The organism is Desulfofundulus sp. (assembly GCF_049701015.1).
GTDB lineage: Bacteria > Bacillota > Desulfotomaculia > Desulfotomaculales > Desulfovirgulaceae > Desulfofundulus.
In genome coordinates, this window is record NZ_JBNATZ010000056.1 from 1 (window position 1) to 12,244 (window position 12,244).

At 53.0% G+C, this 12,244-nt stretch carries 14 protein-coding genes; 11 read left to right on the top strand and 3 right to left on the bottom strand.

Features of this window, described 5'->3' with window-relative positions; translation table 11 throughout:
• Positions 1-190: 190 nt before the first annotated feature.
• Positions 191-754: a hypothetical protein gene (locus tag ACPLUI_RS05365; RefSeq protein ID WP_424659244.1), complete on the bottom strand. Its 564-nt coding sequence runs from the start codon at positions 752-754 to the stop codon at positions 191-193.
• Positions 755-882: 128 nt separating this feature from the next.
• On the opposite strand from ACPLUI_RS05365, the gene ACPLUI_RS05370 reads away from it, so the two are divergent.
• Positions 883-1,149 carry a YkuS family protein gene (locus ACPLUI_RS05370; RefSeq protein WP_424659245.1) on the top strand — a complete coding sequence of 89 codons (267 nt, stop codon included), beginning with the start codon at positions 883-885 and terminating at the stop codon, positions 1,147-1,149.
• A 182-nt stretch (positions 1,150-1,331) separates the two neighbouring features.
• Positions 1,332-2,240: a hydroxymethylglutaryl-CoA lyase gene (locus ACPLUI_RS05375; RefSeq protein ID WP_424659246.1), complete on the top strand. Its 909-nt coding sequence runs from the start codon at positions 1,332-1,334 to the stop codon at positions 2,238-2,240.
• Between the two features lie 36 nt (positions 2,241-2,276).
• On the opposite strand, the gene ACPLUI_RS05380 is transcribed toward ACPLUI_RS05375, so the two are convergent.
• Positions 2,277-2,918, bottom strand: coding sequence for a GNAT family N-acetyltransferase (locus ACPLUI_RS05380; protein WP_424659247.1), 642 nt, complete (start codon positions 2,916-2,918; stop codon positions 2,277-2,279).
• 374 nt (positions 2,919-3,292) lie between these two features.
• On the opposite strand from ACPLUI_RS05380, the gene ACPLUI_RS05385 reads away from it, so the two are divergent.
• The 3 genes from ACPLUI_RS05385 (at position 3,293) to ACPLUI_RS05395 (ending at position 5,052) form a co-directional block, all read left to right on the top strand.
• Positions 3,293-3,619, top strand: coding sequence for a hypothetical protein (locus tag ACPLUI_RS05385; protein ID WP_424659248.1), 327 nt, complete (start codon positions 3,293-3,295; stop codon positions 3,617-3,619).
• A 214-nt stretch (positions 3,620-3,833) separates the two neighbouring features.
• Positions 3,834-4,229, top strand: coding sequence for a zinc ribbon domain-containing protein (locus tag ACPLUI_RS05390; RefSeq protein WP_424659249.1), 396 nt, complete (start codon positions 3,834-3,836; stop codon positions 4,227-4,229).
• 64 nt (positions 4,230-4,293) lie between these two features.
• Positions 4,294-5,052, top strand: a complete 759-nt coding sequence (locus ACPLUI_RS05395) for an SIR2 family NAD-dependent protein deacylase (protein WP_424659250.1) — start codon at positions 4,294-4,296, stop codon at positions 5,050-5,052.
• Between the two features lie 19 nt (positions 5,053-5,071).
• Here ACPLUI_RS05395 and ACPLUI_RS05400 read toward each other — a convergent pair whose 3' ends face one another.
• Positions 5,072-5,755 carry an endonuclease/exonuclease/phosphatase family protein gene (locus ACPLUI_RS05400; RefSeq protein ID WP_424659251.1) on the bottom strand — a complete coding sequence of 228 codons (684 nt, stop codon included), beginning with the start codon at positions 5,753-5,755 and terminating at the stop codon, positions 5,072-5,074.
• A 99-nt stretch (positions 5,756-5,854) separates the two neighbouring features.
• Between ACPLUI_RS05400 and tsaD the strand changes: the two genes are divergently transcribed.
• The 6 genes from tsaD to nuoF all read left to right on the top strand — a co-directional run.
• Positions 5,855-6,865 carry a tRNA (adenosine(37)-N6)-threonylcarbamoyltransferase complex transferase subunit TsaD gene (tsaD, locus tag ACPLUI_RS05405; RefSeq protein ID WP_424659252.1) on the top strand — a complete coding sequence of 337 codons (1,011 nt, stop codon included), beginning with the start codon at positions 5,855-5,857 and terminating at the stop codon, positions 6,863-6,865.
• Between the two features lie 457 nt (positions 6,866-7,322).
• The gene (locus ACPLUI_RS05410) at positions 7,323-8,621 is read left to right on the top strand and encodes a phenylacetate--CoA ligase family protein (RefSeq protein WP_424659253.1); all 1,299 of its coding nucleotides are present in this window, start codon (positions 7,323-7,325) and stop codon (positions 8,619-8,621) included.
• Positions 8,622-8,653: 32 nt separating this feature from the next.
• Positions 8,654-9,085, top strand: coding sequence for an ACT domain-containing protein (locus tag ACPLUI_RS05415; RefSeq protein WP_424659254.1), 432 nt, complete (start codon positions 8,654-8,656; stop codon positions 9,083-9,085).
• Positions 9,086-9,233: 148 nt separating this feature from the next.
• A complete protein-coding gene (locus tag ACPLUI_RS05420) occupies positions 9,234-9,842 on the top strand; it encodes a hypothetical protein (RefSeq protein WP_424659255.1) in 609 nt (202 codons plus the stop codon).
• 165 nt (positions 9,843-10,007) lie between these two features.
• Positions 10,008-10,520, top strand: coding sequence for an NADH-quinone oxidoreductase subunit NuoE (gene nuoE / locus ACPLUI_RS05425; RefSeq protein ID WP_424659256.1), 513 nt, complete (start codon positions 10,008-10,010; stop codon positions 10,518-10,520).
• Positions 10,513-12,244 (top strand): NADH-quinone oxidoreductase subunit NuoF (gene nuoF, locus ACPLUI_RS05430; RefSeq protein WP_424659257.1); only part of this gene is annotated, 1,732 nt, incomplete at its 3' end. The genes nuoE and nuoF, both read left to right, overlap by 8 nt.

The window sequence follows — 12,244 nt, forward strand, 5'->3', positions numbered from 1 at the left end:
GGACTACCGACCAGTAGTAATATACTCCCACCGCTGCGGCCACGGTCAACATCATGGGTAAAAAGCTCCTGCTCATGCAGTGGACCTCCCGGTACAAGGTGTCCCTTCTAGCATAACAGGTCTAAAATTTCCGGGCAAGCGAAAAAGGCCCTTCAGGAAGAAGGGCCGGGAAAGGAGGTTTGAGGTTGGTTCAGGTTGTGGCCCGGTCGATGATATTGCGGTAGGGATTGTCGGCGTCACCGGCAGGCTCCAGCAACTGGTATATCCTGCCGGCGGTGTTTCCCTCAATACCCGCTTCCTCAAGCAAATTAATTACTTCCTCTCTGGACCAACCCTTCACCCGTGCTGCGGGACCGACCAGGCTGGCTGCCACCGGCATAATGGGCTCTGTTTTTTCGGCCACGGCAATCTCTTCCGCTTTTTCGGCCGCTTTCAAAGACCGGTTTAACAAATCGTGGTCTTCAGGCCCGAGTTTTTTGCGCAAGGCTACTTCCAACCGGTTCCGGATGATCCGGGGCTGGCTTTGAATTGTCCTTGCTAGCTCGCCAAGACACTTGCTGGCATATGAACACCATGCGGCGCATCCGGCGTCGAATCTGGGGTTGCTTACCAGTTGCTTGCAGTTTGGGCAGCGCAGGGCTATATCATCTTTCCAGAACTCGATACTGTGGCCGCAGTGGGGGCATGGAGAATCAAATATATCTTCGGGTTTCCAGAAGCTGCGATCCTGTCCCGGACACTTCCAGATGGACATGGGGCACTCCTCCTTTTTTCCGGTGTTGAATTGATCATAATATTTGGTGCCATAGAAATCTGTGAGTGTGGTCACACTATCTGGTGAACCTGGGGATATAAAAATAAAAATGAAAGGTGGGATCTGATATGAAAATTGCTGTTCAGGACAACCTGGAAGAAGTCAAAAAGTACCTGACTTCCCAGGGGTACGAAGTGGTAAGTCCGGCCAACGCCCTTGGTGCAGCCGCCATGGTCGTGACAGGGGACATTGATGAGCGCGAGGAAGAGCAAACTCTGGCCCTGGCTACCAATCCTACGATGACGACGTATGCGCCGGTAATTAACGCGACAGGTAAGTCCCCGGAACAAGTCCTGCAGCGAATCCGGCAGGTGACCGGGGAAGGGAAAGCTTGAGCCCTGCATCCATGCCCTTCCGGGCCCATCCTGATTCGCCTGGTCCCGGGTGGGCCATCTTTTTTTTGTCCGGTTGTACCGTTGCTTCACAGGGCTCCCACCACCGCTCTCAAATTTTACCATGGTGCTCACTGTGGCAGGAGCAGGCAATAAGTCGATAGAAAAGTATTACCCGTGATTTTGTGAGGAAAGATGGTGATGGTATGGAGTGGCCTGCCAGAGTACTTATACGTGAGGTGGGGCCGCGGGACGGGTTGCAAAACGAACCCCATATATTGACCACCGCGCAAAAAATTCATCTGATTGAACTCCTCGTGAGAGCAGGAGTGAGAGCCATCGAGGCCACCTCTTTTGTAAACCCCCGGGTCGTACCACAGCTGGCCGATGCGGAAGAGGTTGTCTCCGGTGCCCGCAAGGTTCTGGCTGCTCTTGAGGAGCAGGGAGTGCAGGGGGTCGTCCTCAGCGCTCTTGTGGGCAACCGCCGGGGTGTAGAACGGGCGTTGAGTGCAGGGGTGGATGAGGTGGTGATGGTTATCTCCGCGAGTGAAGAACATAACCTGGCCAATATGGGTATGCCCATTGGCGAGTCTCTAAGACAGCTGGAGGAAGCCTCTGCCCTGGCTGCTGGCACGGGTGTGCTGATCCGGGGGGCGGTGGCCGTAGCTTTTGGGTGCCCCTACCGGGGAAAGATCGGGTTGGACAGGATTATGCAGATAATCGAGGTCATGGTTGGGGCGGGAATTGGCGAAATAACTCTGGCCGATACGGCCGGCCTTGCCAATCCAAGACAGGTATACGAGATGGTGGAACAACTGTCACGAAACTACCCTTCAGTATCTTTTGCCTTGCACTTCCATAATACAAGGGGGCTCGCCCTGCCCAATATCATTACCGGGATCCAGGCTGGGGTGAGCATAATCGAAAGCTCTTCAGGCGGTCTTGGTGGCTGTCCCTTTATTCCAGGCGCTACAGGGAATGTGGCTACCGAAGATGTGGTATATATGCTGCAAAGCATGGGTATAGAGACGGGCATCGACCTTAAAAAGTTAAAGGAATGTATTTCCTGGATGGAGGGGATTATACAAAATTAAAAACCCGGCTTCTGGCCGGGCCAATCATAAACCACATTATGCCATATTCGCTACCTTTCCGTACTTTCTGAGGAAACGCATCGCCTCGAACAGCATTATATCTTCCTTGCTGACTTTTTGACCTACTCTTGCCATAAGTACATTCGCTGGGTGCTCCAGAATGTCAGGGTCGTCGGTAGCCACCTTTTGCAGACCTACTTTTCCGAAGAGCCTGGTCAGCATTTTTTGATAAGCCCATATATCCAGGCCTGTATTTCTGGTATCCCAGTGCCAGCAATATTCCGTAGTTATGACAATGAATTCTTCTACGGTCGGGTGGGAAAAAGCCAGCTTCAGCAGGTTTTCAGCCACGCCACAACCACGCCATGCAGGGCTTACCTCGATGCCGCCCATTTCAAGTACCCGTGGATGCTTGGACCAGCGGGTGAAATCATCCGGGTGATGGAAGGTAACATACCCTATAATTTCATTTTCATGGCGGGCAATGAATATCATGCCGTCTGGTAAATTTGTTATCTGCTTGAGAGCCTCTTTTTGCCGGTCTGGTGGGCGGAAATTGGTGAGACCTTCATTCATGGACAGCATTTCGAGGTATCTGTCTGTCACAGGCCCTTCAAAGAACACCGGCCCTTTCGGGGTACTTAACTCCACCGGTTTCAACTGCACCAGTCTGGTCATGGGTCCCACCTCCCGGGCTAACCGTTCGGGTATGATAATCAACCGTTAACCCTTAAATTACAACCGTTTAGCTTACCTCTATTATAGGTGACCCTGCCAATATATTCAATCCCGTCACCTGAAATAGTTATATTAAAAATTTTCGCATATTTAGTCTGCGATTAAATTCGTTATCTTATTCAAGGATCGTATTCCAGTATCATATTCACGTAAGCATAAAACTGTCCCTCAAAATCATTAAGTTTGTTAACTTTGCGGCAGGGAATTAATAACCGGGGCACTTGTGGCTACAACTGAAAATTTAAAGATGGTATTTGACGAAAGTGGTTATTCTAGATTATAATACCATCAAAAAATAAAAGGGGATGTGATCCATGCCTTTTGAAGTTTACAAACCCCGTGGTGAAAGAGCAGAAAAAGCACCCATGGTCTCTTTCTCCAAAAGTTCAATTGTATTAAATAATATAGCCAGGGAAAAATTGGGTGCACAGCATGTAGAATTAGCTTACGACCGGGATGCACATGTTATCCGTATCCGGGCGGTGGAAGAGGGAGGAATGCAAATTAAAAAAACAAAGGTCTTTGGTAAGGGTTTTTTCAAACATTTTAACATCAGCCCCCGGGGAAAGTATGAGGCCAGGTTTGACGAGCATGAACGAGCTCTTTATGTCCATCTGGATGGAACAGAGGAAAACTCTTAAACCCAAAAGTGCTTCTTAACCCGCATATGCTTGCGGGTTTAATATTTGCCCGATGTTTTCAAGATAACCCGAAGCTATTTTAAGAAAAGAGGATGCCATTCATATTTCGTGCCTTCATCAAGAAGGCTGGAACACAAAAAAATGCCAGCCCGGGAGGACTTTTCCTGATATGCGTAGAAGATTATGCTAATAATTTAAAAGGGGGGTGCTTTGCGTGGAGATCTTTCAAAAAATTGGTGAAACGGCCAGGGAGTTAACCGATAAAGCTAAAGAGGTGACCAGACGGTCAGGTGAATTTCTCGAGGCCACCCGGTTGAAAATTGAGCTTTCGCGGCTCGAGAAAGAACTGGAAAACAATTACTTGAGTTTGGGAGAACTGGTCTACCGCCGGTTTAGCGGAGAAGAAGGATTGGACGGGGAAATAGAAAGACTTTGCCAGAGTACGCGGGGGATACGGGCCGATATGTTATCCATCCAGGAGCAGATCGACAGGCTCCAGCCCAAACCGCTGATCTGTCCGCAGTGCAAAGTCGAACTTCCCGCAGGTGGCAAGTTCTGCAGCTACTGCGGCAATCTGGTGGCTGCTGAAAAAACGGCCGGGGCGGAATGATAAGGCCGACCAGTGAGTTGAGGGGGCCGACGGAATCCCCGCGGAGGTGAGGTGTTATATCGGGATGTCTTACCAGGAAAAAATTCGTACGCTGGCGGAACTTTTACGCAGCCACGACCGCAATTTTGCCCTGACGGGGGCCGGGGTAAGTACGGAGAGTGGTATTCCCGACTTCCGCAGCCCGGGCACAGGATTGTGGACCAGATATGATCCCATTAAGACAGCCAGTCTGAGCGCCCTGAAACGGGATCCGGCTGCTTTTTACAATCTAAATCTTTCCCGCTGGACGGTCTTTAGCGGTGCCGAGCCCAACGATGCCCACCGGGGACTGGCCCGCCTGGAGGAGCTGGGTTACCTGGTGGGGGTAATCACGCAGAATATCGACGGCTTGCACCAGCGGGCAGGTTCAAAGCGGGTATGGGAAATTCACGGCCACCTGCGCACCTGCCACTGTATGAGCTGTGGGAAAAGTTATCCCTTTTCTTACCTGGTAGAACAATTTGAAAAGGGACAGAACCCGCCCCTCTGCGAGATCTGCCGGGGAATTTTACGGCCGGATGTAGTCCTGTTTGAAGACCGGATGAGCGAAGACTTTTTCAAAGCCACCAGGGCCCTGTCCGGTTGCCAGCTGATGCTGGTGGTGGGGAGCAGCCTGCAGGTTTACCCGGCGGCCGAACTGCCACAGTTTGCCCGGCGGGTGGTGATCATCAACCGGGACCCAACCCCCTGGGATGAACAGGCCGCGCTGGTGATCCATCACAGTGCGGGACAGGTCTTCCGGGATCTGATGGCAGAACTGGGGGTACCCCTCACCGGCCAGTAGAAATAGCCGGTGCACCCGGTTAATATTTACCATTTGCCAGTACCAGTTCCACCAGCAGGGGCAAATGGTCGGAGGCTCCTGTGGAAGGGGTAAAAGCCTTGATGATGTCCCAGTGGTGCGAGGCGAAGATATGGTCCAGCCCCAACCGGGGACGGTAGGAGGGGAATGTTGGCAGACGGTCTGGCAGAGTGACAGGTAGCTCAGGGAAGGTAAGCTGTTCCGTGTTCATATCGCCTACCAGGACTACCGGTCCATCCAAAGCGCTCACGATTTCTTGGATTGCAGCCGCCTGTTTTTCCCTCTCCCGGTAATTTAAGCCCAGGTGCGTATTGAGAAGGTAAAATGTTCCCGCTTGATGATGTATGCTGGCGGACTGCAGCCCCCGGGGCTCGTGTGAACTCGGCAACGGGTAATATTTGTGTTCTGATATGGGGTAACGGCTCAAGATGGCTATACCGTACTGGCAGATACGGAACCAGCTCAAGGTTGGGGCGAAAGCAAAGTGCATGTCAAGGTGTCGTGCCAGTGAACGTGCCTGATGACGCAGGTAGCTGCGGGGGAGGTGGCGGTCCACTTCCTGCAGGGCGACTGCGTCAGGGTTGTACCGCTGTATTACCGTTGCCACGCGCCGCAAACTCACCCTGCCATCAACCCCCTTGCCGTGGCGTATATTGTAGGTCAGCACCCGTACAACACGCTCCATTTGCAATTCACCCGGTGGTTACATGCCCTGGCAGTTATGCCGGGTTATTTTTTGTGGTATCATTATAGTATTATCACCTTGGTGTTGAGAGGTATTGAAATGAGCGTCAAAATTCTGGCTATCGAGACTTCCTGTGATGAAACATCCGCCGCAGTGGTGGTAGATGGCGTGGAAGTACTTTCAAATATTATTTCCTCTCAAGTTGATGTACACAGGAAATTTGGCGGAGTTGTGCCTGAAGTGGCCTCCCGCAAGCACCTGGAGTTAATCAATCATGTTCTTAAAGAGGCGCTGGACCAGGCTGGGTTGAATTTTGGGGACCTGGATGCGGTGGCGGTTACCCACGGCCCTGGACTGGTAGGCGCCCTGCTGGTGGGTGTGGCTGCAGCAAAGGCCATTGCTTTTGCTCTGGATATCCCCCTTATCGGCGTCAATCACCTGGAAGGCCATATTTATGCCAACTTCCTGGTCCGGCCGGATTTGCCCTTCCCACTCACCTGCCTGGTGGTGAGCGGTGGCCATACGGATCTGGTGCTGATCCTGCATCACGGTGATTACCGGCTGCTGGGCAGTACCCGGGATGATGCTGCCGGTGAAGCTTTTGACAAAGTAGCACGGGTGCTGGAACTGGGTTACCCGGGGGGGCCGGCAATTGAGCGCCTGGCCGGGGAAGGTAACGAGGAGGCTGTTGATTTCCCCCGGGCCTGCCCCGGCGGCCTTGATTTTTCCTTCAGCGGCTTGAAGACGGCGGTCCTCCAGTACCTGCACCGCTGCCGGCAAAGGGGGGACGATGTAAACCTGGCTGATGTGGCGGCCAGCTTTCAAAAAGCGGTGGTGGACGTGCTGGTGGACAGGACCATGGAAGCTGCTCGCAATTATAACTGCCGGACCATAATTCTCGCCGGGGGGGTGGCTGCCAACAGACGCTTGCGGGAGGTTCTGGGATGTACGGCACGCAGGGAAGGCCGGGAATTGTTCTGTCCGCCGCCGTTGCTGTGCACCGATAATGCAGCCATGATCGGGTGTGCTGCCTATTACAAATACCTGCGGGGAGAGCTGGCTCCTCTCACCTTGAATGCCGTACCCGACCTGCCCCTGCTCTCGTCTTGAGAAAACTTTGTCGAATGGATTTTGCGGTTTTCCGTCTGTGGATTATCCCGAGTTATCCACAAAAAGTGTGGCCTTTGGGGAACAGCAAATCTGGCGGGCAAAAAGGCGCTGAAAAACGCGAAGCCTTGAAAATCAAGGCTTTCAGGACTGAAAAGGTTCCCTGTAAAAGCCGGCATACGGTTGGTTTAACGTGGGTTCTGTGGATTACATGCTGTGGATAATGTGAATAACTTTGTTAATAAGTGGCCAGTCAAAGGGTTAGCCTGTGGGTTAATCTGCAGGTCGATTTATAACCGATATTTCCGAAAAAGATCCGCTTTTGTCTATTGACCTCTGGTAGATATTTGGACCAAATTTGATGTTGATGGCTGAAAATTTTCCCTCCGGCAGGATGCCGGGGGTTGTTGTTGAACTATTCTTTATAGATAAAAGAGTTTATGTAAAGGAGCAGTGGCTTGTGTACTGGGATCGCGAGTTTGAGACCATGTCCCGCGAACAACTTCAGGCGCTGCAGTTGGAGCGCTTGAAGTTAACCATCGAACGTGTCTACCGTAACGTACCTTTTTACCGTCAGAGATTTACAGAAAAAGGCATTAAGCCATCGTCCATCCGTTCCCTGGAGGACCTGCGGCGGTTACCCTTCACTACCAAACAGGACATACGCGACAATTACCCCTTTGGACTGTTTGCGGTGCCCATGAGCGATGTGGTCCGTGTACATGCTTCTTCAGGTACTACAGGCAAACCGACAGTGGTCGGATACACCAGGAATGATATCAATACCTGGGCGGAACTGATCGCCCGTGCCCTGGTTTGTGCCGGCGCCACCAAGTTTGATGTGGTCCAGAACGCTTACGGTTATGGCCTGTTTACCGGTGGGTTGGGCCTGCACTTTGGCGTCGAACGCCTGGGGGCTACAGTGGTACCTGTTTCCGGGGGTAACACACGGCGGCAGCTCATGCTCATGCAGGATTTTGGCACCACCATCCTTACCTGTACGCCGTCCTATGCCCTGTATATGGCGGAGGAAGGCCAAAAAATGGGCCTGGATTTTAAGAGACTCCCGTTAAAAGCCGGCATCTTTGGCGCCGAGCCCTGGTCGGAGCGCATGCGCCAGCAGCTGGAGGAGAAACTGGATCTTATGGCGCTGGATATTTACGGGCTTTCCGAGATTATGGGCCCCGGTGTGGCTATGGAGTGTCCCGCCAAGCAGGGGATGCACATTTTCGAGGACCACTTTATTCCCGAAATCATCAACCCCGATACCGGGGAGGTTCTGCCTCCCGGGGAAGAGGGGGAACTTGTGATCACGACCCTTACGAAAGAAGCTTTCCCGCTGATACGCTATCGCACCCGGGATATCACCCGCCTGAACCCGGAGCCATGTCCCTGCGGGCGCACCCATGTGCGCATAAAGCGGATTACAGGTCGCAGCGACGATATGCTCATCATCCGGGGGGTCAACGTTTTCCCCTCCCAGGTGGAAAGCGTGCTCCTGGAATTCGGCGAAACCGAGCCCCACTACCTGCTGGTGGTGGACCGCAAGGCCAACCTGGACTACCTGGAGATCTGGGTGGAAGTGGCTGAGCACATGTTCAGCGACACGGTGCGCAAGCTTGAAGACCTTGAGAAACGCCTCAAGGAGCGGATCGAAAGCGTCCTCGGTATTTCTGCAAAGGTGAAGCTGGTGGAACCCAATACCATCCCAAGAAGTGAAGGAAAGGCGAAGAGGGTAGTCGACCGGCGGCAGATATAGGTGGATCTATTATGAGGAAGGGGGGTCTTCCCGTGAAAGTCAAGCAAATTTCTATTTTCCTGGAAAACAAGTCTGGCCGTTTAGCACAGGTAACCAGGGTGCTGGGGGACAACGGCATTAACATCCGTGCTCTGGCTATAGCCGATACTACCGACTTTGGCATTTTGCGACTCATCGTTAACGACCCGGACCGGGCCTACCGGGTACTCAAGGAGAGCGGGTTTACCGTTAGTGCTACCGATGTCATTGCTGTAGAAGTTGTGGATGAACCTGGCGGCCTGGCCAGGGTGCTCGCCGTTCTTCAGGAGGCAAACCTGAACATCGAGTACCTGTACGCTTTTTTGCAGAAGGCTTCCAGGGCCGCCCTGGTGGTGTTCCGGGTGGAACAACTGGACGAGGCCATTGCCGCTCTGCAGGCGAAGGGCATCCGTATCCTTGGCGGGCAAGAGGTGTACGCATTATAGAAAAATTCCCGATAGAAAAATTCCCGGTCTGGCTGACAGCCGGGTTTGCTTTTGGCAAAATACCCGGTACTTTTACTGTATTGTCTTTATATGATAGGAGGGCAATGAGTGCCCTTTTTCTTTGCATCCCGGGGGGTGGACAGAATAAATGCGCTTTTTCAAATACGATTTAATCTTTATTTTCGCTCTTTTAATTGCTGCTGGGACCGGCCTGGCTACGCTTTACAACCTGATAGTTGTCGAAAAGCTGGTGTCCGGGAGTACGCAGCAGGTTGGCGCGGTCATACGTTATGCTTTGGGGGTGAACATGGCCTTCTGGGTACTGTCGGTAATCCCCGTCGTGGGACTGTGGTTTTATTTGAGGCAGAGGCAGTCCCTGGATGACAGTGTGCCTGATGAAATGGAGGCATCCTCCCCAGGGCAGGTTGTACCGCCCTGTAACGAGCAAATGGTGGAGCTGGTCCGGACGGTAAAGGAAACATTGGAAGTTATCCAGCCACTGGTGATACAGATTGCCTGCCGGCAGGAAACAGCTGCCGGTACAACCACTGCCGGTGCTACGGTTTCATCCCCGGGGGAACAGTTGAGAACCTCCGAAGGCAGTGAAGAGGACTGCGAGCAGGAATTCTGGCCCGACTTCCCCAAGGGCCTCAACAGGGTGACCTTGAAGCAGGTGCTGGCTTACCTGGAGGAACATAACGAAACAGGAGTTTCTTCGGAGGAAATAGCCACAGGGGTAGGACTTACAGTCTGGTGAATTTATTCGATTCCTGACTTCAAAAACCCCTCACGGGTTTTTTTCTTTTTTAAACTGATTTATTTATTTTATGTTGTTTATTTAGCTTTCATTGTCGCATGCGGAAAAATCATTAAAATTTGAATCTGTAAAGTCAAAAACTTTTAAAAAGTAGGAGGGGTATGTATGGAGGGAACGGGCAGAAAGTTTGAAAAGTTGCAGGAAATTATTGCCCGTCACGAGGGTAAGGTATCGCATTTGATTGCCATCCTGCAGGAAGTACAGCAAGAATACCGTTACCTGCCCGAAGAAGTACTGACCTGTATTGCCACGGCTTTAAATATTCCGCCGGCGGTGGTCTACGGGGTGGCCACCTTCTACGCCCAGTTTTCCCTGGTTCCCAAGGGCAAGTATGTCATCCGGGTTTGTGACGGCACGGCCTGCCACGTGCGGGGTTCCGAACCGATCCATTTTGCTTTGCGCAAGGAACTGGGACTTGCAGAAGGCCAGCAGACAACAGATGACCTGCAGTTTACGGTGGAAACGGTATCCTGCCTGGGGGCCTGCGGGTTGGCTCCGGTGGTAACCATCAACGACCAGGAAGTGCACGGGCAGATGACGCCGGAAGATGTTTTAAGGGTGTTGCGGGCTATAAAAGCGGGGGAAAGCCAGGAAGAACGGAGGGAAGCCCATGCTTAAATCAAGGCAGGATTTAAAGGCGCTCACAGAGCGGGCCAGGGAGGCTCTGCAAGGGGAAAAATTGCGCGTTTTAATCTGTGCCGGTACAGGTTGTGTGGCCAACGGTTCCCTGGGTGTGTACGAAGCTTTTCGTGAGGAACTGGCGAAAAGGGGTTTGCCTTACAAGGTGGAGCTGGTGCAGGAGCATGAACAACCGGCTACCGCTTTAAATATCAGCGGGTGCCACGGGTTTTGCCAGATGGGCCCCCTGGTGCGCTTTGAGCCGGATGGAGTGCTTTACTTAAAGGTCAAAAAAGAGGACGTTCCTGAGATCATTGAAGAGCACATTATGAACAACCGGCCGGTGGAAAGGTTGCTCTACCACCATCCGGTTACAGGTCGGGTTGTGGCCCGGGAGGTGGATATCCCCTTTTACCAGAACCAGGTACGGGTGGCCCTCGAGTTGTGCGGCCTGGTGAACCCGGAGGATATCAATGATTACCTGGCCCACGGCGGTTATCAAGCTCTGGAAAAAGCCCTTTTTGAGATGACCCCCGAAGACGTAATTAAAGAAGTGATGGATTCGGGTCTCCGTGGCCGTGGCGGAGCGGGTTTTCCCACGGGCCGTAAATGGTCTTTCGCGCGATCTGCGGCAGGTGATAAAAAGTACGTCATTTGTAATGGTGATGAAGGTGACCCCGGGGCTTTCATGGACCGCAGCGTGATGGAAGGTGCTCCCCACCGGGTGCTGGAAGGGATGATGATTGCCGGCTATGCCATAGGAGCGGACGAAGGCTACATATATGTGCGGGCGGAGTATCCCATGGCCGTGAAACGGCTGAAGAAGGCTGTGGCCGATGCCGAAGCCGCCGGTCTTCTGGGAGATCGCATCCTGGGCAGCGATTTTTCCTTCCGCATCCATATTAAAGAGGGTGCCGGTGCCTTCGTCTGCGGTGAGGAAACGGCTTTGATTGCCTCTATTGAGGGTCAGCGCGGTATGCCCCGCCCCCGCCCTCCGTTTCCGGCACAGAGCGGCCTCTGGGGCTGCCCGACTGTCATCAATAACGTGGAAACCCTGGCGAACGTCGCTCCTATTATCTCCCGGGGGGCGGAATGGTTTAAACAATATGGAACTCCCACCAGCCCCGGCACCAAGACCTTTGCCCTGGCCGGTCAGGTGGCCCATACCGGTCTGGTAGAGGTGCCCATGGGCATTACACTGCGGGAAGTGGTGTTTGACATAGGTGGTGGCCTGCGGGAAGGCAAAAAATTCAAAGCGGTGCAGATCGGGGGGCCTTCTGGAGGCTGCCTGACTGAAGAGCACCTGGATCTCCCGCTGGACTTCGATTCCCTGCAGAAGGTTGGCGCGATGATTGGTTCCGGGGGTATGGTGGTCATCGGGCAGGACAGCTGTATGGTGGAAGTGGCCAGGTTTTTCATGACCTTCGTACAGAATGAGTCCTGCGGCAAATGCGTGCCCTGCCGGGAAGGAACCAGGAGGATGCTGGAGCTGTTGACAAAAATAACAAAGGGCAAAGCTACGGAGGAAGACCTGCTACTGCTGGAAGAACTGGCGCTTGTGGTTAAGGACGGTGCCCTGTGTGGCCTGGGCAAGACCGCTCCCAACCCCGTGCTCACCACCCTGCGTTATTTCCGTGATGAATATGAAGCGCATGTGCGGGAGAAAAAATGCCCGGCAGGAGTTTGTAAGGACCTGCTCAGTTACTTTATTGACCCTGAAAAAT

Excerpts from the sequence above, each read along its gene's own strand:
- ACPLUI_RS05395 (WP_424659250.1), top strand. The coding sequence starts at position 4,294 with ATGTCTTACCAGGAAAAAATTCGTACGCTGGCGGAACTTTTACGCAGC.
- nuoE (WP_424659256.1), top strand. The coding sequence starts at position 10,008 with ATGGAGGGAACGGGCAGAAAGTTTGAAAAGTTGCAGGAAATTATTGCC.
- ACPLUI_RS05400 (WP_424659251.1), bottom strand. The coding sequence starts at position 5,755 with ATGGAGCGTGTTGTACGGGTGCTGACCTACAATATACGCCACGGCAAG.
- ACPLUI_RS05365 (WP_424659244.1), bottom strand. The coding sequence starts at position 754 with ATGTCCATCTGGAAGTGTCCGGGACAGGATCGCAGCTTCTGGAAACCC.
- ACPLUI_RS05385 (WP_424659248.1), top strand. The coding sequence starts at position 3,293 with ATGCCTTTTGAAGTTTACAAACCCCGTGGTGAAAGAGCAGAAAAAGCA.
- ACPLUI_RS05370 (WP_424659245.1), top strand. The coding sequence starts at position 883 with ATGAAAATTGCTGTTCAGGACAACCTGGAAGAAGTCAAAAAGTACCTG.
- ACPLUI_RS05380 (WP_424659247.1), bottom strand. The coding sequence starts at position 2,918 with ATGACCAGACTGGTGCAGTTGAAACCGGTGGAGTTAAGTACCCCGAAA.
- tsaD (WP_424659252.1), top strand. The coding sequence starts at position 5,855 with ATGAGCGTCAAAATTCTGGCTATCGAGACTTCCTGTGATGAAACATCC.
- ACPLUI_RS05420 (WP_424659255.1), top strand. The coding sequence starts at position 9,234 with ATGCGCTTTTTCAAATACGATTTAATCTTTATTTTCGCTCTTTTAATT.